General features: G+C 50.2%; 24 protein-coding genes and 1 pseudogene. 23 read left to right on the top strand and 2 right to left on the bottom strand.

What is annotated here, in order from left to right:
- The first annotated feature begins 260 nt into the window (after window positions 1-260).
- Genes trpE through trpA form a run of 6 tightly spaced genes read left to right on the top strand, consistent with a single transcriptional unit; the run spans window position 261 to window position 6,397 of the window.
- A complete protein-coding gene (gene trpE / locus H8B09_RS08600) occupies window positions 261-1,835 on the top strand; it encodes an anthranilate synthase component I (protein ID WP_191203100.1) in 1,575 nt (524 codons plus the stop codon).
- Entirely contained in the window at window positions 1,835-2,890 is a 1,056-nt protein-coding gene (gene trpD / locus H8B09_RS08605) for an anthranilate phosphoribosyltransferase (RefSeq protein ID WP_191203101.1), read from the top strand. The genes trpE and trpD overlap by 1 nt, the downstream gene beginning before the upstream one ends.
- Complete coding sequence (gene trpC / locus H8B09_RS08610) at window positions 2,880-3,686, top strand: indole-3-glycerol phosphate synthase TrpC (RefSeq protein WP_191203102.1); 807 nt, start codon at window positions 2,880-2,882, stop codon at window positions 3,684-3,686. The genes trpD and trpC overlap by 11 nt, the downstream gene beginning before the upstream one ends.
- On the top strand, window positions 3,683-4,396 hold the full coding sequence (locus H8B09_RS08615) for a phosphoribosylanthranilate isomerase (RefSeq protein ID WP_191203103.1): 714 nt from the start codon (window positions 3,683-3,685) through the stop codon (window positions 4,394-4,396). The genes trpC and H8B09_RS08615 overlap by 4 nt, the downstream gene beginning before the upstream one ends.
- Complete coding sequence (trpB, locus tag H8B09_RS08620) at window positions 4,393-5,598, top strand: tryptophan synthase subunit beta (RefSeq protein ID WP_191203104.1); 1,206 nt, start codon at window positions 4,393-4,395, stop codon at window positions 5,596-5,598. The genes H8B09_RS08615 and trpB overlap by 4 nt, the downstream gene beginning before the upstream one ends.
- A complete protein-coding gene (trpA, locus tag H8B09_RS08625) occupies window positions 5,585-6,397 on the top strand; it encodes a tryptophan synthase subunit alpha (RefSeq protein ID WP_191203105.1) in 813 nt (270 codons plus the stop codon). Before trpB ends, trpA begins: the two co-directional genes overlap by 14 nt.
- Window positions 6,398-6,473: 76 nt before the next feature.
- Here the strand turns inward: trpA and H8B09_RS08630 are convergent, their stop codons facing one another.
- Window positions 6,474-7,172 (bottom strand): WD40/YVTN/BNR-like repeat-containing protein, encoded by a 699-nt coding sequence (locus H8B09_RS08630; protein ID WP_191203106.1) that lies wholly within the window; start codon window positions 7,170-7,172, stop codon window positions 6,474-6,476.
- A 222-nt stretch (window positions 7,173-7,394) separates the two neighbouring features.
- Between H8B09_RS08630 and hisC the strand changes: the two genes are divergently transcribed.
- From hisC to H8B09_RS08695, 14 genes and pseudogenes are all read left to right on the top strand, one after another.
- Entirely contained in the window at window positions 7,395-8,495 is a 1,101-nt protein-coding gene (gene hisC / locus H8B09_RS08635) for a histidinol-phosphate transaminase (RefSeq protein WP_191203107.1), read from the top strand.
- 3 nt (window positions 8,496-8,498) lie between these two features.
- Complete coding sequence (locus H8B09_RS08640; RefSeq protein WP_191203108.1) at window positions 8,499-9,590, top strand: prephenate dehydrogenase; 1,092 nt, start codon at window positions 8,499-8,501, stop codon at window positions 9,588-9,590.
- A 519-nt stretch (window positions 9,591-10,109) separates the two neighbouring features.
- The gene (locus tag H8B09_RS08645; RefSeq protein WP_191203109.1) at window positions 10,110-10,709 is read left to right on the top strand and encodes an RNA polymerase sigma factor; all 600 of its coding nucleotides are present in this window, start codon (window positions 10,110-10,112) and stop codon (window positions 10,707-10,709) included.
- Window positions 10,706-11,314, top strand: a complete 609-nt coding sequence (locus H8B09_RS08650; RefSeq protein WP_191203110.1) for an anti-sigma factor family protein — start codon at window positions 10,706-10,708, stop codon at window positions 11,312-11,314. The genes H8B09_RS08645 and H8B09_RS08650 overlap by 4 nt, the downstream gene beginning before the upstream one ends.
- Before the next feature lie 48 nt (window positions 11,315-11,362).
- Window positions 11,363-11,944: a histidine phosphatase family protein gene (locus H8B09_RS08655; protein ID WP_191203111.1), complete on the top strand. Its 582-nt coding sequence runs from the start codon at window positions 11,363-11,365 to the stop codon at window positions 11,942-11,944.
- A 266-nt stretch (window positions 11,945-12,210) separates the two neighbouring features.
- Window positions 12,211-13,434, top strand: coding sequence for a hypothetical protein (locus H8B09_RS08660; RefSeq protein ID WP_191203112.1), 1,224 nt, complete (start codon window positions 12,211-12,213; stop codon window positions 13,432-13,434).
- Window positions 13,435-13,512: 78 nt separating this feature from the next.
- Window positions 13,513-13,785: pseudogene (locus H8B09_RS30415) on the top strand (gamma carbonic anhydrase family protein); the annotation flags it as partial.
- A 21-nt stretch (window positions 13,786-13,806) separates the two neighbouring features.
- Complete coding sequence (locus H8B09_RS08665) at window positions 13,807-13,995, top strand: IDEAL domain-containing protein (RefSeq protein WP_127530734.1); 189 nt, start codon at window positions 13,807-13,809, stop codon at window positions 13,993-13,995.
- A 146-nt stretch (window positions 13,996-14,141) separates the two neighbouring features.
- Window positions 14,142-14,561 carry a DUF2487 family protein gene (locus tag H8B09_RS08670; RefSeq protein ID WP_191203113.1) on the top strand — a complete coding sequence of 140 codons (420 nt, stop codon included), beginning with the start codon at window positions 14,142-14,144 and terminating at the stop codon, window positions 14,559-14,561.
- Between the two features lie 256 nt (window positions 14,562-14,817).
- Window positions 14,818-15,333 (top strand): Rieske (2Fe-2S) protein, encoded by a 516-nt coding sequence (locus H8B09_RS08675; RefSeq protein ID WP_191203114.1) that lies wholly within the window; start codon window positions 14,818-14,820, stop codon window positions 15,331-15,333.
- Window positions 15,334-15,350: 17 nt separating this feature from the next.
- Window positions 15,351-16,022, top strand: coding sequence for a menaquinol-cytochrome c reductase cytochrome b subunit (gene qcrB / locus H8B09_RS08680; protein WP_110043369.1), 672 nt, complete (start codon window positions 15,351-15,353; stop codon window positions 16,020-16,022).
- Between the two features lie 19 nt (window positions 16,023-16,041).
- Entirely contained in the window at window positions 16,042-16,914 is an 873-nt protein-coding gene (locus H8B09_RS08685; protein WP_191203115.1) for a menaquinol-cytochrome c reductase cytochrome b/c subunit, read from the top strand.
- 122 nt (window positions 16,915-17,036) lie between these two features.
- The gene (locus tag H8B09_RS08690) at window positions 17,037-17,684 is read left to right on the top strand and encodes a DUF1405 domain-containing protein (protein WP_191203116.1); all 648 of its coding nucleotides are present in this window, start codon (window positions 17,037-17,039) and stop codon (window positions 17,682-17,684) included.
- 99 nt (window positions 17,685-17,783) lie between these two features.
- Window positions 17,784-18,704, top strand: a complete 921-nt coding sequence (locus tag H8B09_RS08695; RefSeq protein WP_191203117.1) for a sporulation protein YpjB — start codon at window positions 17,784-17,786, stop codon at window positions 18,702-18,704.
- A 106-nt stretch (window positions 18,705-18,810) separates the two neighbouring features.
- On the opposite strand, the gene H8B09_RS08700 is transcribed toward H8B09_RS08695, so the two are convergent.
- Window positions 18,811-19,680: a YitT family protein gene (locus tag H8B09_RS08700; RefSeq protein WP_191203118.1), complete on the bottom strand. Its 870-nt coding sequence runs from the start codon at window positions 19,678-19,680 to the stop codon at window positions 18,811-18,813.
- A gap of 178 nt (window positions 19,681-19,858) precedes the next feature.
- Here H8B09_RS08700 and H8B09_RS08705 point away from each other — a divergent pair, with 178 nt between their 5' ends.
- From H8B09_RS08705 to dapB, 3 genes are all read left to right on the top strand, one after another.
- Entirely contained in the window at window positions 19,859-20,188 is a 330-nt protein-coding gene (locus H8B09_RS08705) for a nucleotide pyrophosphohydrolase (protein WP_110043364.1), read from the top strand.
- A 72-nt stretch (window positions 20,189-20,260) separates the two neighbouring features.
- Window positions 20,261-20,806 carry a tetratricopeptide repeat protein gene (locus H8B09_RS08710; RefSeq protein ID WP_191203119.1) on the top strand — a complete coding sequence of 182 codons (546 nt, stop codon included), beginning with the start codon at window positions 20,261-20,263 and terminating at the stop codon, window positions 20,804-20,806.
- Between the two features lie 7 nt (window positions 20,807-20,813).
- Window positions 20,814-21,620 (top strand): 4-hydroxy-tetrahydrodipicolinate reductase, encoded by an 807-nt coding sequence (gene dapB / locus H8B09_RS08715; RefSeq protein WP_191203120.1) that lies wholly within the window; start codon window positions 20,814-20,816, stop codon window positions 21,618-21,620.
- Window positions 21,621-21,647: the final 27 nt, after the last annotated feature.

A 21,647-nucleotide genomic window follows, 5' to 3' on the forward strand; every position in this document is an offset into this window, starting at 1 on the left:
GTGAGCAGTAGAAGCTAACGGTAGAGATGAGCAGAGCTGAGTATAGAAGAGATAAGCTTAGTTGAGCGATTGATGAATGGACTTTGTTGAGGATTGTGGCATGTATTCCTAGGGATAATTAGGAATTATGCGGGCATTCTATCATCAAGGCACATTTCTTTCCTCGTATTCTCTCTTTGTATGCACTCATCCTACATGTTAAGCTCCTGCCATCGGCAGGAGCTTTTTTAATTCAGATGAACACGAGGGAGAGATCCGCTATGAACAACGAGCTGCAGCAAGTCATTCAACTAGCTGGTACGTACAACCTGATTCCAATCGTCCGCCACACGATGGCAGACACGGAAACACCGATTCGCGTGTTTCAACATTTCTACAAGGAGCGCAATGCGTTCCTGCTGGAAAGTGTGGAGGGCGGCGTACAATGGGCTCGTTATTCGTTCATCGGCACGGATCCATTCCTTCTTCTATATGGCAAGAACGGCACGATGATTCTGGAGCAGCAGGGAGTGAAGACAGAGCTTCATGACAAGCCGCTCGAACTGCTCAAAGCGAAACTGCGGTCCTATCGCAGCCCGCAGATCAAAGACCTTCCGCCATTCACTGGCGGTGCAATCGGCTTCTTCGGTTACGATCTGCTGCAATATTATGAGAAGCTGCCGAAGCATCGCGTTGATGATCTCAATATGAACGATCTGCAATTCATGTTCTGCGATCAAGTCATCGTCTTCGATCATATGAAGCAGCAAATTCAAGTAATCGGCAACGTTCATATCGAAGAAGGCGCAACGGATCAGCAGATCCAAGCCGCATATGAAGCGACATGCGTTCGCATCGATGCGACGATCGAGAAGCTGCAGCAGCCGCTTCCGATGCAAATGACGAGCGGCGGACCGATTCCGCAAGATCCGGATCTCGGCGATGTGCAGTCGAACATGACGAAAGAGAAGTTCATATCGAATGTAGATGCAGCGAAGGAATATATTCGCGCCGGCGATATTTTCCAAGTAGTGCTTTCCCAACGCTTCAGTATTGAAACGGAAGTAGATCCGCTGCATGTATACCGCGTGCTTCGCACGATGAACCCATCGCCATATATGTATTACCTGAAGCTTGACGATGAGATTATTGTAGGAACATCGCCGGAAGCGCTCGTTAAGGTCGAAGGAGACAAAGTTGAAACCCGTCCAATCGCGGGTACACGTCCAAGAGGCCGTACGCCGGAAGAAGATGCGGCACTAGAAGTCGAACTGCTGGCAGATGAGAAGGAACGCGCTGAACATCTGATGCTGGTTGACCTGGGCCGCAACGATATTGGCCGTGTCTCGGAGTTTGGTTCGGTTCACTGCGATTCCTATATGGAGATTGAGCGGTATTCGCACGTTATGCACATCGTATCGAATGTTAGCGGCAAGCTGCGTCAGGATAAAGACTTCTTCGATGCTTTCATCTCCTGCTTGCCAGCAGGTACGGTATCAGGCGCTCCTAAGCTTCGCGCTATGGAGATTATTGCAGAGTTTGAGAATGAATCGCGCGGCGCTTACGCAGGTGCGATTGGTTATCTCGGATTCGGCGGAAGCCTGAATACTTGCATCACGATTCGGACAATTATTTTCAAGAACGGCAAAGCGTATGTACAAGCTGGAGCAGGCATCGTATGGGATTCGGTTCCGGAGAAGGAATACGAAGAGACGGTTAACAAAGCGAAAGCAAGCTTGAAGGCGATTCGGACAGCAGAGCTTCTGTTCGCGAGCGAGAAACGTACAACTGTTCAGGCGGGAACAACGATTAACACGGATTATGAAATGATTACGACGCAGGGGGCGAACAACTAATGACGACGTTGACGAATTCGACGATCACGCTGGCAGGCGCGATGAACAAGCTGATCAGCGGGCAGCATCTGAACCGCGATGAAGCACAAGAAGTGATGGGCTACATCATGCGCGGCGAAGCGACGCCTGCACAAATCGGCGGCATTGCGACTGCACTGCGTATGAAAGGCGAGACACGCGACGAAATTACAGGATTCGCCCTTGCGATGCGTGCTTATTCCAATCATGTTATGACGGAACAGACTAACCTTCTAGATACATGCGGCACGGGCGGCTCCGGTATTCACAAATTCAATATTTCGACCTCCTCGTCCATCATCGCTGCAGCGGCTGGCGTTCGTGTAGCGAAACACGGCAACCGTGCGATGTCTGGCAAAACAGGCAGCGCGGATGTGCTGGAAGCGCTAGGCGTGAACATAACGCTGTCGCCGGAGCAAGCGGCAGCTTGTCTGAACGAGATCGGCATCGTGTTCATGTTCGCTCAGCTGTACCATCCTTCGCTGCGCCATGCGGCGGCACCGCGCAAAGAGCTTGGCATTCGGACGATTTTCAATATGCTTGGACCATTGACGAATCCAGCCGGCGCTGACCGTCAGTTGCTGGGCCTATATGATCGTACCAAGACGGAGACGATTGCAGAAGTGCTGGGTGATCTTGGCCTGAAGCGTGCGATGGTTGTAAGCAGCCATGATGGTCTGGATGAGATCAGCATATCGGCGCCAACGCAAATTTCGGAGCTGCAGGACGGCGTTGTACGGACGTACGATCTGACGCCGGAAGAGCTTGGATTGCGCCGTCATTCGATCGATGCGATAATTGGCGGAGAAGCTTCTGACAATGCAGCTATTATTCGATCGATTATGACGGGCCAAGAGCAGGGTGCTTATCGGGATGTTGTATTGGCGAATGCGGGTGCATGCATTTATATGGGCGGCGCTGTCAACTCGCTCAGCGAGGGCGTACAGCAGGCTGCGGCAATGATCGATTCCGGCAAAGCGCTTGCGAAGCTGGAACAGCTTATTCAAACGACGGGAGAGTTGGGACATGTTTCTTGATCGCATCGTAGTAACGAAGAAGCAGGAAGTAGAGGAGCTGTCCGGACGGTTCTCACTTGAAGCATATGAGCGGCGTATTGCAGATATGGCGGCTACGCTCGGCTTCGAGCGTGCCGTGTCGGCAGCGGGACGCAAGCGTCCTATGGGCTTGATTGCAGAAGTAAAGAAGGCTTCCCCTTCCAAAGGGTTAATTCGTGAAGATTTCCATCCTGTTCACCTGGCGCGCGCCTACGAAGAGGCGGGTACGGATTGCATCTCGGTTCTGACGGACCGCGATTACTTCCAAGGCTCGAATGAGTACTTGCAGGCTGTTCGCCAAGCCGTTAATGTGCCGCTGCTGCGCAAAGATTTTACGATTGATTATCGTCAGATCTATGAAGCTCGTGATCTCGGCGCCGATGCAGTACTCCTCATTGCAGCCATTCTGACGAAGGAACAATTGTCGGAGTTCCACGACATTGCGAAGTCCATTGGACTTGATGCGCTTGTGGAAGTGCATGACCGCCAAGAACTCGAGACGGTATTGGAACTCGACAAGGCTACGCTCATCGGTATCAATAACCGTGATCTGCGTTCCTTCGTGACCAATCTGAAGACGACAGAAGAGTTGATTGGCATTATTCCGAAGGGCAAAGGCATTACCCTCATTAGCGAGAGCGGTATTGCAGGCGTAGACGATATGGCTTACTTGAAATCGGTTGGAGCAGACGGTGTTCTGATCGGCGAGCATTTCATGCGCAAGCCGCATGTCGGCAATGCCATTGAGGAGCTGATGGGACCGGTGGGCGTACGATGAGCGATGCTTCTCGTCCCACGGTAAGTCAGGGAACCTATACGCGGATCAAAATATGCGGGCTGCGTGACACTGCAACCATTCGTGATATGCATGATCTAGACATCGAGGCTGTTGGCTTCATATTCGCGCCGAGCAAACGGCAAGTTTCAGCAGAACAAGCTGCTGAACTCATAGCAGAAGTGCGTGCTTGGAAAGCGCCGACTTCGTCGGGGCAAGCGCCGCTTGCGGTAGGCGTATTCGTTAATAGCGACCTCGCTTCGCTTGCGCATGCCGTGAATACGGCTTCGCTGGACGTCGTTCAGCTTCATGGCAGTGAAACGCCGGAAGACTGTGAAGCAGCGAAGCGGGAGCTTGGCGTTCAAGTGTGGAAAGTGTTCCACCTTGGCCGCGACGGAGGAGAGTCGAATGTCGTCGATGCGAAGCAGCAATTGATGCCATATAAAGGGCATGTTGATGCAGTGTTGATCGATACGGCAGGCGGCGGAACGGGAACCGCTTTCGATTGGTCAGTCATTAATCGCTACAAGGAAGCATCCGCTGAGATTGGCGTTCCCCTCTACGTGGCGGGAGGCCTGAGTCTCGATAATGTAGAGTTCTTGGTCAAGGAATACAGCCCTGACGGTGTAGACGTCTCCAGCGGCGTTGAGACGGACGGGGTTAAAGATATCGACAAAATCAAAACATTCGTAAGAAAGGTGTGGGAAGCATGACCCAATTACCTGACGAGAGAGGCCGGTTTGGCCAGTTCGGCGGGCGCTACGTTCCAGAGACGTTGATGAATGCGCTGAATGAGCTCGAAGAGGCATACAATATGTATTCGAAAGACCCGGAATTTCAAGCGGAGCTTCGTTATTTGCTCGACAAATATTCCGGACGTCCAACGTCGCTCTACTACGCAGAGCGGCTGACGAAGAAGCTTGGCGGCGCAAAGATCTATCTCAAGCGCGAGGACCTGAACCATACGGGTGCGCACAAAATCAACAATACGCTTGGTCAAGGGCTCCTTGCGAAGCGTATGGGCAAAACGAAGATCATTGCAGAAACGGGCGCCGGACAACACGGTGTTGCTTCCGCCACTGTCGCGGCGCTGCTCGGTATGGAATGCAAAGTGTTCATGGGCGAAGAGGACACGAAGCGTCAACAGCTGAACGTATTCCGTATGCAGCTGCTCGGCGCAGAAGTCGTACCTGTCATGTCTGGCACTCGTACGCTTAAGGATGCATGCAACGAAACGCTTCGTTACTGGGTTAGCAACGTTGATGACACGTACTATATTCTTGGTTCGGTTACAGGACCACATCCTTATCCGCAAATTGTCCGCGACTTCCAACGCATTATCGGCGACGAAGCTCGGGAGCAAATGTTGAAGGAAGAGGGACGTCTTCCGGACTACGTTGTCGCAGCGGTTGGCGGCGGCAGCAACGCGATCGGTATTTTCTATCCGTTCGTCGAAGATGAGTCGGTTAAGCTGATCGGGGTAGAAGCAGCCGGCAAGGGCGTCGATACGGACGAACATGCTGCTACGATGACCAAAGGCCGTCACGGCGTCTTCCAAGGCTCGCTCAGCTATGTACTGCAGGATGAGTACGGTCAAGTACAGCCGGCTCACTCGATTTCCGCTGGACTTGATTACCCAGGCATCGGCCCTGAGCATGCTTACCTCAAAGATTCGGGCCGTGCCAAGTATGTACCGATTACGGATGCAGAAGCTCTGGAAGCCCTTCAACTTCTATCGCGTACGGAAGGTATTCTTCCGGCATTAGAATCGGCACACGCGATCGCGCAGACGATCAAGCTGGCCCCAACGCTCGGCGAAGACGAGATTATCGTCGTCAGCTTGTCCGGCCGCGGCGACAAAGACGTAGAAGCGATCATGGGCTACTTGGGAGGTGACGGCAATGAATCTCATTGATGCAACTTTTGCTCGATTGAAGGAACAGGACGGTACTGCTCTTATCCCGTTCCTTACGATTGGCGATCCTGATTATGCGACTTCGGTCCAAATTATCCGCAAGCTCGAAGAAGCAGGCGCCGATATGATTGAGCTCGGCGTACCTTATTCAGATCCACTAGCTGACGGGCCTGTCATTCAACGGGCTTCGGAACGTGCGCTAGCTGGCGGACAAGTGACGATTGAAGGCGTGCTCAATGTTGCTGAAGAAGCTCGCAAAACTGGCGTTAAGCTTCCGTTCATTCTGTTCACGTACTTCAACCCTGTACTGCAGCTCGGATTTGAGCGTTTCTTCGAGCTCTGCATGGATAAGGGCATCAGCGGACTTATTATTCCGGATCTGCCGCTCGAAGAAGACGGCGACCTGCGTGAGATGGCCGAAGAGGCGAACATTCACCTCATTCCGCTCGTGGCGCCTACTTCGAAGGAACGTGTTGCTCGCATTGCAGCACGTGCCCGTGGCTTCGTCTACTGCGTATCCTCGCTAGGTGTTACTGGTGTTCGCGCCGACTTCCATGCTGGCATTGACGAGTTCCTCTCGGACGTTCGCGCTGCAGCGGAAGTGCCTATCGCGGTGGGCTTCGGCATCTCGAGCCGTGAACAGGTTGAACGCTTCAGCAAGCAGAGCGACGGCGTCATCGTCGGCAGCGCGATTGTTCGCAAGATCGAAGAGGTATTGCCGAAGCTTCGTAACGAAGCGGAGCAAGAGGCGGCGCTTGAAGAGATCAGTCAATTCGTAGCAAACTTGAAAGTCCGCTAAACGCACTTATCGATAATTGATAAATCCCGATCGACCCCAGCGGCCGATCGGGATTTTTGTGTTCAGTAACAAGGGTTCAATCCGTCACCCAGGTTTCGCCGCCGTCATTCGTTACATAGTGAAACGTCTTCCGATCATTATCGTTGACGAATTCAATGTTTAGCGTCCCGTTCATACCGGCTTCATCCTGGAATGTAGGAGGATCTACATTGCCGTAGTTGAAGCCTTCTGGGATGGCAACGGATTGAGCGCTCCATGTTAAGCCACCGTCCGAAGTGCGATATAAAGGGACGAGCTCCTGGCCATGCTGCGAAGCGGTGATCCATCCGTTCTGATCATCACGGAAGGTAATGCCTGTGACGTAGCCGTCGATAGTTATACTAACATCATGGACGAAGCTCCATGTATCCCCATGATCCAATGACTTATACAATCGTTTCTCCATTAGTCCCATTGCCGGATCGGAAACCAACAGGATCCAGTCCGGAGCCGTGCTTTGCACGGAATGGAAAGAGAAATAGACATTCGATTCACTTAACTGCTGTTCCCATGGCTCTTGAATAGGGAGCAGTTGAGCGATTTTGTCATAGGGGATGGGGGGCGTCTGCTCAGAAGGTTGACTATCTGACTGCTCAACAAGATATGACTGTATGGTTGTATCAGCATCAGTGTGTGAAGATGGTTCGATGTTTATCTCTGTTGTACTTATTACCTCGTTGCTGCACCCAGCTAGTAAGCCAACAACGAGTCCTATCAAATACCACGCTCGTCTCAACTTATATCAACTCCTGCAATGGAATGGCATTCGATGCTAATGAATGGACGCATCAACGAAATCAATTGTTTCAGCCGAGCAGCGGGTTCAATGCTTTAACGTAATAATGCCAAGAAGCGTTGGTACGTTACTGCGTTATTTATGCTTTGCAACGTGGCGGATATGTGAGACAATATAGGATATATTGAAATTTCAACAATTGTTGATGAGGTGAATGGAGTCATGCAGCCAAAAAGCAATATCGTCCATCTTCCCGTTTACCAACCGGGCAAACCAGTAGAAGACGTGAAACGGGAGCTTGGTCTCTCTGAAGTCATTAAGCTTGCTTCCAACGAGAATCCGTTCGGATGCTCCGAGCGCGCGAAGGAAGCCGTTATTTATGAAATTTCGAACAATGCCAGCATTTATCCAGACGGCGCAAGCGTTGAACTGACGAAGAAACTCGCTGATCAACTCGGCGTTAGCACGGATAGCATTATTTTCGGCTGCGGCTCGGATGAAGTCATTCTGATGCTCGCACGCGCTTACCTCGTTCCAGGCGACGAGACGATTATGGCAGACCAGACGTTCAGCGTGTACAAGCATAATGCCGAAGTCGAGAATGCACGCGTTATCGAAGTGCCGCTCACGAACGGCAAACACGACCTGCCGGCGATGCTGACCCATGTTACGGATCGCACGAAGCTCATCTGGGTGTGTAACCCGAACAACCCAACGGGTACCATCGTAACGAGGGATGAGATTGAATCCTTCATGAAACAAGTGCCAAGCCATGTGCTTGTCGTATTGGACGAGGCATATGTGGAATACGTAACGGACGAATCGTTCCCGAACGGCATTGAATTGCTGTCGCAGTACAAGAACCTGATCGTACTTCGTACGTTCTCTAAGATTTTCGGCCTCGCCTCGCTGCGCATCGGTTATGGCGTTGGACATCCAGACGTTGTTCGCTCGATCAACCAAGTGCGTGAGCCATTCAATACGTCGCGTGTTGCTCAAGCGGCAGCTAGCGCTGCGCTCGACGACGTTGCATTCCTGAACGAGTGCCGCGATCGCAACTCGGAAGGTCTGAACTATCTGCGCGAGCAATTCGACCGTCTAGGTCTGTCTTACTTCGATGCTCATGGCAATTTCATTATGTTCGATACGAAGCTGCCTTCTCTCGAGGTGTTCGATGCGCTGCTCCGCAAAGGCATCATCTCCCGCGCAGGATGGGGTCACTACCCAACATACATTCGGATCACGGTCGGCAGTCGCGAGCAGAACGAGAAGTTCATTACGGCGCTGGAACAAGTACTGCAAGAAGCGGCGGTGCTTGGATAGCATATGGTTAAAATCGCGATATTCGGCGTCGGGCTGATGGGCGGCTCGCTGGCACTCTGTTTTAAAGGGAAGCCAGATCTGTATGTAGTCGGTCATTCGACTCGCGAATCATCCGTACGTAAGTATCTCGAGCGAGGCGTTGTGGATTCAGCTACGACGTCTCTGCGCGAGGCGGCTGAAGACGCTGATTTTATTTTCCTGTGCGGGCCGGTAGGCAGCCTTGAATCAACTTTGAAGCAGTTGGCTGAGGTCAAGCTGAAGCCGGGCTGCATCATTACAGACGTCGGCAGCACGAAGTCGTCCGTGAACGCTTGCGCAAGATCACTTGATCTAGGCGAAGCGATATTCATTGGCGGTCATCCAATGGCAGGCTCTGAGCGTTCAGGGGTGGAAGCAGCATCTCTCTATTTGTACGAGAATGCCTTCTATGTATTGACGCCTAATGGCACAACCCCGCCTGAAGCGGTAGAGAAGCTGAAGGAGCTTCTTGTTCATACGAAAGCGAACATCGTCATCGTGGATCCAGATGAGCATGACGATATAGTAGGCGCAATCAGTCATCTGCCGCATATGATTGCAGTCGCGCTTACGAATCAGGTCCGCCGTTACAATGACAACAATGAACTCTACTCGCAGCTAGCTGCGGGTGGATTTCGTGATATAACGCGCATCGCCTCCAGCGATCCATCGATGTGGCGTGATATTCTTGTGGACAATCGAGATGTCTTACTGCGCTTGATTGAGGATTGGAATGAAGGCATTGAAGAGTTCGCACGTATGCTCAAAGCGGGTGATCTCGAAGGGATCGGTGAAGCCTTCCGAACGTCTGGTGAGTTCCGCAACAGCTTGCCAGAGCGACGCAAGGGAGTCATTCATGCGATCTATGAATGTTATGTTGACGTACCCGATACTCCAGGCGTTATCGGCCGGATTGCAACTGAGCTCGGCAATCGTCATATTAACTTGAGCAATATGCAAATTATTGAGAGCAGGGAAGACGTGCCTGGCATTCTGCGACTCTCTTTCCGCAAGCAAGATGATCTCGATCAAGCCGTTATCGCGCTTGGCGAGCTGCAATATTCGGTTCATTTTTAAAGGATCAAACAAGGATAGGACTGTCCGATCTTCAATGAAGATTCGGACAGTCCTTATTTTGTAAACCGAATAAATGTTTAAGAAGCCTATGGAAACGGGTAAGAAATAATGGCAAAAAAAATACCACCTCACAAAGAGGTGGTCCGCACAACGTGCGAAGTATTTGGATAGGAGTGGAGAGAAACCATACTGTACTTTTATTATATGTATACGTTTTCATTTTGTCAAGCGACAATCGTGAAAGCCTTTCCAAATTGATAAGATCTTTGTGAAATATTTATCCACGCAGTTCTTGTGCTGTGTTACAATACAGAAGCATTTGGCAGGAGTAAGATTGCAAAATCTGTATCTCCTATGTCGAAAGAGGCAGGAATTTAGACGCATAAGTTGAATTCATCTATAGACGAATTTGTCGTCTTCATAATTTTTTTGAGAAGCACAGAAACTTTTTGCTTCCGATTCGGTACATATAGTTAGGCCGAACCGAGAAGACTCCGCAGGTGGGGAGGTTCGCCTGTCGTGACCGACACCCAATTAATACGAGAAATTAAGGACGGAAACGTCCAGATGTATGCGGAATTGATGCGGCGATACCAGCGCAAGATCCTCGCTTTTATTTATCATATGCTCAAGAGCGCGAAGCTCGAGCTTATGGCGGAGGACTTATGTTCGGAAACGTTCTATAAAGCTTATAGAAGCTTGCACTCATTCCGCGAATTGGACGCGTCATTCTCGACGTGGTTATATACGATCGCTCGCAATACCGTCTTAAGTGAACTCCGCAAGCAGAAGGCGGGCAGTGTGCCGCTGGAGGAGTCGAATGTCGTTCCGTTGGCGCCGCCGGATGCTGTTCCGGAATTGCGTCTGCTTCAGAATGAACGGATGACGATGGTTCGCGAGGCGATCAACAATTTGCCTGAAAAACAGAGATCCGCACTCATACTGCGTGAATACGAGCAGCTTGATTATCAGGAGATCGCCAGCATTCTAGGGCAGACGGTCAGTTCTGTGAAATCGCTGTTGTTCCGAGCAAGGGCGAGTGTGAAGACACAGCTCGAGCCGTATTTTGACGAGGCTGTGGTCACGGATGAGTCATATGAAGGGATGAGAACGCGATGAGATGCGACGAATGTCAAGAGAAACTCGGTCTGTATTGGGAACTCCCTGAACAGGACGAAGATAGAACGGCTATAGACCGTCATCTCTTGGATTGTCCGGCATGCGCGGAACAATTACGATTGTGGGAAGAGAGCGATATGATCATTCGATCGCTTTCCGGGGACTTTGAACCAGAGCTTGATGATGATTCCTACCGAATGAATAAGTCCGTGATGGATCGGATTTATGCGGATATGGAACATCTTCGACCTGTTCATGAACGGTCCTATCGCTTCACAGCGTCATTCCGCTTCCGCAGCATTGCCCTCATCGCGTGCTGCTTAGCAATATTCGCTAGCGGACTGCTCTATGCGATATTCGGAGATTGGGGCTCGTCCGCACAGAATATGGAGCCGATGACAGGGCTGCTCGAGACAGCAAGCGCTGGCGGTGATGGCTCTGTGCTTGGCGGCGAGTTCTATGCCGAAGTACCTGTAGCGAGTATAAGCGATCCGTTCGTGCTGAAAGTGGTGCCGACAGTGCCGCAATACTGGATCGTATTCTCTTTGTTCGGTGTGATCGCAACGCTGCTGCTTTCGAATTGGTTCGCTCGCACACGGAAATAATGGATATGTTAGTTGCAGAAGTACCTCAATTGTGGAGTTGATTGCAGCGTGATTATAGGTCTTGTAAGACATGGTCAGACCGATTGGAATGCAGTAGGACGAATTCAAGGTCAGACGGATATTCCTTTGAACGAGGAAGGCATACGGCAGGCGAAGGCGCTTGGCCGGCGAATCGCTAGCGAGGATCGCCAATGGGACGCAATTATTGCAAGCGATCTTCAGCGTGCCCACGAGACCGCTCGTATAATCGCCGAGGCAGCGGATGTACCATTGCTTCCGGGGGATGAACGATTGCGAGAGCGGTATTTTGGCGAGATGGAAGGTTTAACGCGTTCAGAACGGGTTGAGCGGTTCGGCAGCGAGTGGCCGGTCGAGCATGTGAACGGTATTGAGCCGATGGAGGCTGTTCGTGAACGAGCGCATGCTTTCGTCGAACAGTGGAGACAAGAGAAGTCTGATATGTCGCTGCTAGTCGTATCGCATGGCGGTCTAATTGCGGCACTGCTACCTTTATTATGCGAATCCATTGGAGACGATCATATCGGCAATTTGTCGTATTCCATTCTCGAATGGAATGACGAAGGTTGGACGCCTATATTGTACAACTGTACCGTACATGTAGAAGTATAAAGAAAGAATGAAAACTAAATTTTGAAGAAGACCGTTACTGCCGCAGGCGTAACGGTCTTTTTTGTGCATAACGGGTTCTACATGTTTTAAAAAGCGTCGTTCTTCCCATAATGGTAATACATTCAACGTAAGCGGTATGACATAGAACTCCGTTCAAAGATCCTGATGTAAATCGGTGTGACTTTGAACTCCGTTCAAAGATCCTGATGTAAATCGGTGTGACTTTGAACTCCGTTCAAAGATCCTGATGTAAGGAGAGGAATACGATGAATTTGGCCGATATGCTTGGTTATGCCGACATTCAACAGCTTAATCGGATTGCGGTTGAATATCAATGCGAATGCAACGGCAATTCCAAAAACGAATTGATTCAAACGATTCTCTCCGCCGTTAGCCGAAGGGATATTTTCGAGGAGCAGGTCAGTCGTTTAGGTTTGGAAGATTTGCGGTTTCTGAATTCTCTGTTGTTCGATACAAGATCGTCATTCAGTATGGAGGATTTGACCGCACGCATTCAGCAAAGCAAATTCGGAGAGGAGCAGACGGGAACCGTAAGCTCAGCAGGCGAAGCTCAGCCGGCTGATTCCAAGGGGACTAGCAAGTCCAAGGCAACTGCGCAGGGCGGCGTGAAGAAACGGGCGAAGGCTGCGAATCCTGTGAAGGAGCTTACACCGCGGGACATCATCCTGAAGTTCAAGCATCAAGGCTGGTTGTTCAATGGCCTGGCAGGACCTAATCGATATATGTTCCACGTACCTGCGGACTTGAAAACAAGACTCAGAGATACGCTCGAACGCAAAATGTCTGGGATGGTTGATGCAGCTGAGGAGCCGCAGGCTTACCGGGATGAACAGGGATTGCTCAGCGAAGACTTGTACCATATGCTTCAATATGTTCAGCGGTATGAGGTGCCGACTTCGTCGGATGGCTCCATGTATAAGCGCAACTTGCATCAGCTTATGGAGCATATGGGGGTAAGAGAATCATTCCCGCAAAAAGGGGAATGGCGGTTCGGCTATGGACGCAAGTTCCATGTTTATCCGAATCGGCTTGCTTTATTGTACGACTTTGCAGTTGACAGTAAATTGCTAGTTGAATCGCAGGAACGTCTCATGCTCACGCAGACAGGAATAGAACGATTAGGCGAAGAGCGGATCGATGAGACGGCCAAGTTATATCGCTTCTGGCTGAAGGTGTATAAGACGCCGATTCCGAATCTGGTTGCGCTGGTCAATTGGATAGATCGGCTTGCCAGACAGTGGGTGACAGCAGAGTCGCTCCAGCGAACGTTGCTGCCTTACGTTAAACCGTATTATTATGATACGTCCGAATCGGTCTTCGCACAGCGTATCATTGCGATGATGCTGCATTTGGGTCTTGTTCGCATCGGCGAGCATGAGAAATATGGCACGGTCATCCGAATGACTAAACTAGGAACGGCCGTAATTGGAAGCATAGGGAAAGAAGAAGCTGTACGTTCCATTCGTTAACCGTCATTTATAGCTTACTAGACTAGCAGAACGTTGACAGGCGGAAGCGGGCTGCAGCGATGTGGATATCCGTATTCAGGACACTCGCGGTTAATCGTAGTCTCCTGTCCTATAGGCAGAGGCACATTCATTGGAATGGGGGGCCTTCGTACGGACGGAGCAGAGATCGGTGAATATGATTTAGTAGGAGCCGGTTCAATTGTAACCGAGAACAAAAAGATTCCACCTATACTCTTTCTCTTACGATCACCCGCCAAAGTCGTCAAAGAATGGACCGAGGACGATTTGCAGCGCATGAGAAAGACGATGGAAAGCAACGTGGTGAAAGGAAAAGAATATAGGATCTCTTAACCCCGGTTGGAGGTGTATCCTATGGACAAAATGAAAGCAACGTATGAGACAATGCTGGGATTGGCGGCAGAGATGGTGTTGGACGATGCGGTTCTGAAATTTCGTACCGAACGGATTTATCGTGATATCGATCTAGCATTAGCTAGCGGAGATGAGGATACGTTCCATCGATTGGCAGAACAATTGAACGCACTCCGTCTTTCTCATTAGCCGGCTGCGACGATTGCTGAGTTTAGAATAGCCTGATGTCCGTCTTGGCGCGGTGCAGGCTATTTTTGTGCGGAATGGGTTGGCAAACGAAGCCAGTCGCGGTACGATGGGAGGATGACAGCATATCGTAAGGAAAGGGAGATCCGATGAAATTCAGCGAGATTGAAAGCAGCAAGTGGGACGAGCTCAAGCCTTATCTGGATACGTGCTTATTGCCTGTGACAGGTTTAACGGGCTTGGAGACACCAGCAGAAGCTACGAAAGCATTAGAAGATTTGAGAGATGTGATGGACGGCATTGAAATTCCGTTCAAAGGAAGAGTTGTTACATACCCGGCTTGTCATTATACAGGTGAAGATGTAGGACATGCTGTCGTTGAGCAGCTATGCGCTTCGCTCAAGCAGATAGGTTTCCGCTATATAATAGTAGTTACTGCTCGGTTAACGAATTTGACGACAGCATCCGCGGATCTTATCTTCGCGCCAACCGAGACGGGAGAAGTTCCCTCTGCTGAGCAAATTGGACAGGGAATCCGTTCCATGTGGACGCCTTCTATCCATGTCTAGCCAATCTGATGCATAATATATTCCTATTATGGGGAAAACAATGTTGATGTCATGAGTTAGGGGATTAGGTTCCCGTGTAATTGTGACAATTTCATAACAAAAAATGAAACGCTTTTGCATCGGTCAAATTAACGTCTTCCATATTCTTGACGCTCCCATACACCTAGGATATTATAGAAAATGTCTTAGTTCGTCCACGGTTTTGTCACTTTGGACAAGACGGGAGATATGGTTGGCAAAGGGGGTAGAACAGAAGATGAGCAATCACGAAGGTCAAAAACCGGTGCGCAAAGAAATGTCCCGGCGTCAATTTTTGTCGTATACACTCGGCGGAACGACCGCTTTTATGGCTGGCGGCGTCGCGCTTCCGATGATTCGATTCGCTGTCGATCCGCTCTTGCAGAAGAAAGAAGAGAGCGCGTTCATTAAAGTGACTGAAGAAGCGAAAATTACGAACGATCCGGTGGAATACAAATTCAAAATCCATCAAGTTGACGGCTGGTACGAGAGTGAAGCGGAGCTTGTCGCATGGATTTCGAAAGACGCGAACGGAAACATTTTTGCACTATCGCCTGTGTGCAAACACTTGGGATGTACCATTGGTTGGAATACGGAGAACAGCGATCAATACGTTTGTCCGTGCCACGGTGCACACTATACCAGAGATGGTAAGAACCTGAGCGTTGCGCCAAATCCACTTGACGAGTACGAAGTGAAGCTGGATGGCGGATTTATTTATCTCGGTCCAATTAAGCCGAATACGCGTGTATAAAGGAGGCGCATAGTCAGATGTTTAAAGCTGTATACAACTGGATTGACGAACGTCTCGATGTTGCGCCGTTGTGGAGAGACGTAGCGGATCATGAAGTGCCTGAGCACGTAAACCCTGCGCACCATTTCTCCGCATTCGTGTACTGCTTCGGCGGCTTGACGTTTTTCATCACAGTCATCCAAATTCTTTCCGGTATGTTCCTGACGATGTACTTCGTACCGGACATTAACAATGCTTATGCGAGTGTCGATTACCTGCAGCACAAAGTTGCATTCGGCGGTATCGTTCGCGGTATGCACCACTGGGGCGCTAGTCTTGTAATCGTTATGATGTTCTTACATACCCTGCGCGTCTTCTTCACCGGTTCTTACAAAGCACCGCGCGAAATGAACTGGGTTGTGGGGATGCTTATTTTCTTCGTTATGCTTGGTCTCGGTTTCACGGGTTACTTGCTCCCTTGGGACAACAAAGCTTATTACGCTACGAAGGTCGGCATGCAAATTGCTGAATCCGTTCCATACATCGGTGTCTATCTGAAAGAACTGATGCAGGGCGGTACGATCGTAGGTGCGCAGACGCTGACGCGCTTCTTCGCGATTCACGTCTTCTTCCTGCCAGGCGCATTGCTCGCTCTGCTCGCAGGCCACTTCTTCATGATTCGTAAGCAAGGCATTTCGGGACCGCTATAAGCGAAGGGAGGTTATTACGATGGCGCATGGTCATAAATCTGACGAGAAAATCGTCTACGTAGGAGACTCCCGCATACGCAAGCGGACGAACAAAAACAGCGTACCGCCCGACTATACGGCATTCCCAGGCAAATCGGAAGTATTCATTCCGAACTTCCTGCTTAAAGAATGGCTCGTTGGCTGCGTTGTACTTGTTGGCTTCCTCGTATTGACGATCTCTGAGGCTCCGCCACTCGGTTATCCGGCGGATCCAACGAATACTGCTTTTATTCCGATGCCGGACTGGTACTTCCTGTTCCTGTATCAATACTTGAAATATCCTTATGCATCTGGTGATTATGTCGTACTCGGTTCCGTATTCGTTCCAGGTATCGCGTTTGGCGCGCTCCTGCTTGCTCCATTCCTGGATACAGGCAAAGAACGCCGCTTCTATCGCCGCCCGGTAACTTCGGCACTAATGATTCTGTCTCTAATCTCACTTGTATACTTGACGAAAGTATCATGGGATCACTATCAGCACGAACTGGAGATCACGAATACGGTTCCAGAGCATATCGAGCGTGAAGAGAAAGCTCGTGAAGCTGCTGAGAAGGGCGAATCGTTCAGCGCGGTTAAGAAAGAAGAGCCTGTGGCACTCGTTGATGCAAATGACCCAGCAATGGACATTGCGAAAGCAGCGAAGTGCATCACTTGTCACTCTCCTGACTTGAACGGTAACCCCAAAGCTAAGGTTCCTTCACTTCACGGTATCGGGGATGTTTATTCCAAGGAAGAGCTGGTAAATATCGTAACGAACGGTAATGGCGGTATGCCATCGTTCAAAGATACGCTTTCGGCTGCAGAGATTGACCAGCTTACGACTTGGCTGGCTAAGCAGAAGAAAGCTCAATAAGGCTGTACAACAGAACCTGACCGTCATCTTAGCGGTCAGGTTTTTCGCAATTAGATAATGGTTATGTGCGGACGATCCTTCATTAAGGAGGAGATATCGTCTAGCCGAGAGGAGTATGTATATTGCCGCTTCGTTGGTATTGGAGTCGCGAGTTTCTGACGTCACAGCGTATGTTGTGGACGCTGCTCATTGTCAATGTGCTGGGTACCATCTACGGTTATATCTGGTATGGAGATCAGATTGTCTGGACCGCATCTCATAAGCCATTATGGATGCTGCCTTTCGTTCCGGACAGCCCGACGGCAAGTTTATTCTTCTCTTTATCGCTTGTTTATTTGCTCGTTCAGTCGCAGCCTAAGACGGCAATCGGACGTGTGATCCGTTACCTTATTGAAGCGCTTGGGGTTGCTACGTCGGTGAAGTATGGCATTTGGGCAGTTGCGATGATTGTAGCTGGCGTATCGGAAGGTTCGCCGATGGGCTGGCAGGATTGGATGTTGATCGCCTCGCATCTTGGAATGGCTGTAGAAGGGTTGCTATTCCTTCGTTTTATGTCGGTTGGATCCGCGGCAGTAGGAGCAGCTGTAGGGTGGCTGCTGCTTAATGACGTTGTTGACTATCGATTTGATGTGTTTCCATGGCTGCCTCAGCCGTTATATGATCATCTGCCTATCGTTTGCATCTGCACATTTGGTCTCACTTTATTCAGTTGGATCGTTACGAATGCAGCGATTGTTCTTCGGGATGCGCACCGAAGTGCATTTCGTTAGTGGATAGCTAGTCTATCTTGGGCAGTCTCTTCATAAGCTAGAATGAATGCGGTAGCAGGAGAAGCACTCGCAACTGCAATAGCTGTGGAGGGATGTCACGTGAGAAAGAGATGGCTGGTCGCTTGTATGCTAAGCCTTATGCTGACCGTGGTGCTTATTGGAGCAGCGGCGGCAGCAGCTCCATCAGAGCGTACGGCAACATCGATTTCGACTAGTTCGACATGGCAGCGAGTGCAACGCTCAGCAGATGCCATTTATGAGGCTTCAACAGCGGGTAATCGACAGGCGGCTTATTATGCAGGTCAGCAGCTATCCAGCCAGTTGAAGGAACTATTAGAGGCAGAACGCTTAAACGAGTCGAGCCAGCTCCAGGCGATTTATCGAGAGGCCAAGCTTATGCTTGCCAATATTGAACAGAAGAAATCTGCTGTTCTATGGAGGCCGCAGGCAACCCGAATTAAGCTTGCTGTGGATGCAGCAGGCGCACAATCGGTCGGCCTCGCGAGCAATGCGATGTGGCTGCAATACGAACCTATAATCGAAGAAGATATCGCACGCATTCGGCAAGCAATCAATATACGTAATGCGCAAGCGTATGCTTCAGCATCCGCAATGCTGCATACGCTGCAGGAGCACACAGATCGGATCGCCATTGCAGCAGCAATAGCGGACAAATCAACCGAAATGAACGCATTGCTGAATAGTGTTACCTATATGTCGCGTCTCCTTAATGCAGGGGAGCGAGGTACAATTGCCTCGCAGTTGTCGCAGCAAGTGCTGGCGCCTGTCGAGGCAGCGACGGCTGCCTTGTTCAGCGGCAATGCAGAGCGGGAAGAACCGGTCATCGCGCCAATCGGTGGCGGTGTACCGCATCGTTGGATTTTCGGTATCTCCTCACTCATCTCAAGCTTGCTTGCTTATGTGTCCTGGCGCAAATACAAGCATACGCCTTATGCAATAATGAACAAAAGCGAAGCAGGCAGCCAGACGCCATTATATTTGAAGCGTAAGATTAAATGATGAAGCAATAAGACAGCCCTGAAGGATTGAAAGAACGTTACTAGACGTTCTTTCTCCTTCAGGGCTGTTTTGGTTCCCACACATAAGTAGGTTTGACCGCGCATCGTTACTCGTCTTCTTTAAACCCTTCACCCAGGACATCATGTACATCATTGATTACAATGAAGGCGCGCGGATCAATCGATTTGACGATTTCTCTCAGCGTTCGTACCTCTTGCCGATTCACAACGCAATACACGATATACTTGTGCGAGCGAGAATAAGCGCCAATCGCCGGGATTAGCGTTACACCACGATCCATTTTCTCGGTTACGCGCGAAGCAATGTCTTCGCCCGCATTCGTAATGATGGAGACCGCTTTGGCTGCATAAGCGCCTTCTTGAATGAAATCGATCACGCGGGAGGCAATAAACACGGTTACGAGCGTGTACAACACCTTTTCCTTCGGAATGTAAAGCAATGCAAGACCGATAATGACTAGATCGAGGCCAAGAATGACTTGTCCCATGCTCCAGCCCTTCCACTTTCCAACAATTCGGGCAATAATATCGACGCCGCCGGTCGTTCCGCCGAATCGGAAGGTGATGCCAAGTCCTAAGCCAAGCGTGACCCCGGCATATAAAGCGGCGAGTATGTAGTCTTTGTCGGTCTGGAATGGAACGATCCAGTCATGTGCGATTGCGCGTTCGATCAATGCTAGAAAAACGGATAAACTCACCGTTCCGAATATGGTATATGCCATTTGGCCTTTGCCGAGCATTTTGAGTCCCAATAAGAATAATGGAATGTTCAGCACTAGCGTCGAAATGGACAACGGCGCGCCTGCAGCATAATTGAGAAGTACGCCGATACCCGTAACGCCACCTTCCATAAGCTGGTTCGGGATAACGAAATAATGGAGCCCGAAAGCATAAATGGCGGTACCAGCCATAATAGGAACAAGCGATTTGGCTTGCTGCCATAGTTTGCTTATCATTGCGTTGCCTCCTTGTAGATCGTCCAATTATAAAGATGACGGGAAGTGTGCATATCGAGCACGAAGCTTCTAATTAGTATGCTGCTTTTACGGAAGTTTGAAAACCATTGTTTTCAATGCCGCTTTAGGCTAACATATAGAATAATCCGCCAGTGGCGATTTAAAGAAAGGAATGCATATGGCCGATAAATCATTATCCGACATCCAGCGTGAAGTGGATGCCTACATATCGCAATTCAAGGAAGGTTATTTCAGCCCGCTTGCCTTAATGGCAAGAATGACGGAGGAAGTCGGAGAGCTGGCACGCGAAATTAATCATCATTATGGCGAGAAGCCGAAGAAACCAGACGAGGCCGATAATTCGGTCGAGATGGAGTTAGGCGACTGTCTGTTTATTCTGTGCTGCTTTGCGAATTCACTCGGAATTGATCTGACACAAGCTCATGATGCTGTCATGAATAAATTCAATACGCGCGACGCCAATCGGTGGACGCGGAAGGACAGCTAAACTAGCGCCGTAACGCCGAATGAATCCTTCACATATGCTGTACCACAACCGGTGTACAAGGGGGGTGGGCATATGGAAGGGGACGATTGCCTCAAGCAGGCATACGAATGTATTCTGCAGAACGATTTCGAAGGTGCCATCCTATGGTTTGAACGGGCGATTGCCGCCGACCCGAACAATGCTTCTTATTATTATAGGTGCTCCATTTCATATGGCAGAAGCGGTAAGTGGGAGCGTGCTCTTCATTACGCGGTGAAGGCCGTAGAGCTGGAGCCCGAACAGAAGGCGCATATTTATCAGCTCCATACCGTGCAAGCCAGGTTGTTGGTGTTGTCCGGCAAACAGGAGCTTGGCAAACAACCGCCTGATGCATCGATTGCAGCAGCAACGCTGCAAGAAGCGGTGGAGTTGGATCCGCTTAGCTTTGAAGCCTATTATTGGCTGGCCAAAGCATTCGTACTGCTTAATCGGTTGGATGAAGCCATGCGATTTGCATTAGAAGCACTTCGTCTGAATCCATCAGATGATGAAGCGAGGTCGTTATTCGCTGAGATAAGCCGGAAGAAACGGGCGATGCGGTATCGTCATCAGAGAAGACAAAGAAGAAGGAACAGGTGAATTGAGAATGACAACGAAACCCATTCATGTAGCAGTAGCAGGAGCTAGCGGACGCATGGGCCGCGAAGTCGTAAAAATGGTGTTGGATGAAGCGGATTTCGTATTGACCGCGGCGTCTGCCCGTTCTGCAGGACCGGTCGACGCCGGCACTTTTGTTGGTAAGCCAGCATGCGGCGTAATGTTCAGCTCGACACTGGAGGAAGCACTGGATAGCGGCCCGATTGATGTACTCGTCGACTTCACGGTTCCACATGCGGTATACGAGAACGCCAAGGCAGCCATCTCCCGCGGCATCCGCCCGGTTATCGGCGCTACAGGCCTATCGCCAGAACAGATCGACGAATTGGACAAGTTGTGCAAAGATCGCGGCATTGGCGGACTGATTGCACCAAACTTCTCGATTGGCGCAATTCTGATGATGCAGTTCGCTGCGCAGGCGTCCAAATATTTTCCAAACCTCGAAATTATCGAATATCACGGCGACCAGAAGCTGGATGCACCATCTGGCACATCGATCAAGACGGCCGAGCTTATCTCCAAAGTGCGTGAAGAGCATCGTCAAGGCAATCCGAATGAGGAAGAGACGATTGAAGGCGCGCGCGGCGGATATTACAACGGTTTCCGTATACATAGCGTAAGGCTGCCAGGCGTATTCGCCCAGCAGGAAGTAATCTTTGGCGCATTCGGCCAGTCGCTCAAGATCCGCCACGATTCGTATGACCGCGCAGGCTATATGCCTGGCGTCGCAGTAGCAGTTCGTAAAGTTATGGGCTATGAGGGTATGATCTACGGTTTTGAACATCTAATGGATTAACCAACAGTCGGAGAGGGGAACGTCAGC

Source organism: Paenibacillus terricola (genome assembly GCF_014779765.1).
Taxonomy (GTDB): Bacteria; Bacillota; Bacilli; order Paenibacillales; family Paenibacillaceae; genus Paenibacillus_T; species Paenibacillus_T terricola.

Excerpts from the sequence above, each read along its gene's own strand:
- trpE (WP_191203100.1), top strand. The coding sequence starts at position 261 with ATGAACAACGAGCTGCAGCAAGTCATTCAACTAGCTGGTACGTACAAC.
- trpD (WP_191203101.1), top strand. The coding sequence starts at position 1,835 with ATGACGACGTTGACGAATTCGACGATCACGCTGGCAGGCGCGATGAAC.
- trpC (WP_191203102.1), top strand. The coding sequence starts at position 2,880 with ATGTTTCTTGATCGCATCGTAGTAACGAAGAAGCAGGAAGTAGAGGAG.
- H8B09_RS08615 (WP_191203103.1), top strand. The coding sequence starts at position 3,683 with ATGAGCGATGCTTCTCGTCCCACGGTAAGTCAGGGAACCTATACGCGG.
- trpB (WP_191203104.1), top strand. The coding sequence starts at position 4,393 with ATGACCCAATTACCTGACGAGAGAGGCCGGTTTGGCCAGTTCGGCGGG.
- trpA (WP_191203105.1), top strand. The coding sequence starts at position 5,585 with ATGAATCTCATTGATGCAACTTTTGCTCGATTGAAGGAACAGGACGGT.
- hisC (WP_191203107.1), top strand. The coding sequence starts at position 7,395 with ATGCAGCCAAAAAGCAATATCGTCCATCTTCCCGTTTACCAACCGGGC.
- H8B09_RS08640 (WP_191203108.1), top strand. The coding sequence starts at position 8,499 with ATGGTTAAAATCGCGATATTCGGCGTCGGGCTGATGGGCGGCTCGCTG.
- H8B09_RS08650 (WP_191203110.1), top strand. The coding sequence starts at position 10,706 with ATGAGATGCGACGAATGTCAAGAGAAACTCGGTCTGTATTGGGAACTC.
- H8B09_RS08660 (WP_191203112.1), top strand. The coding sequence starts at position 12,211 with ATGAATTTGGCCGATATGCTTGGTTATGCCGACATTCAACAGCTTAAT.
- H8B09_RS08665 (WP_127530734.1), top strand. The coding sequence starts at position 13,807 with ATGGACAAAATGAAAGCAACGTATGAGACAATGCTGGGATTGGCGGCA.
- H8B09_RS08670 (WP_191203113.1), top strand. The coding sequence starts at position 14,142 with ATGAAATTCAGCGAGATTGAAAGCAGCAAGTGGGACGAGCTCAAGCCT.
- H8B09_RS08675 (WP_191203114.1), top strand. The coding sequence starts at position 14,818 with ATGAGCAATCACGAAGGTCAAAAACCGGTGCGCAAAGAAATGTCCCGG.
- qcrB (WP_110043369.1), top strand. The coding sequence starts at position 15,351 with ATGTTTAAAGCTGTATACAACTGGATTGACGAACGTCTCGATGTTGCG.
- H8B09_RS08685 (WP_191203115.1), top strand. The coding sequence starts at position 16,042 with ATGGCGCATGGTCATAAATCTGACGAGAAAATCGTCTACGTAGGAGAC.
- H8B09_RS08700 (WP_191203118.1), bottom strand. The coding sequence starts at position 19,680 with ATGATAAGCAAACTATGGCAGCAAGCCAAATCGCTTGTTCCTATTATG.
- H8B09_RS08705 (WP_110043364.1), top strand. The coding sequence starts at position 19,859 with ATGGCCGATAAATCATTATCCGACATCCAGCGTGAAGTGGATGCCTAC.
- H8B09_RS08710 (WP_191203119.1), top strand. The coding sequence starts at position 20,261 with ATGGAAGGGGACGATTGCCTCAAGCAGGCATACGAATGTATTCTGCAG.
- dapB (WP_191203120.1), top strand. The coding sequence starts at position 20,814 with ATGACAACGAAACCCATTCATGTAGCAGTAGCAGGAGCTAGCGGACGC.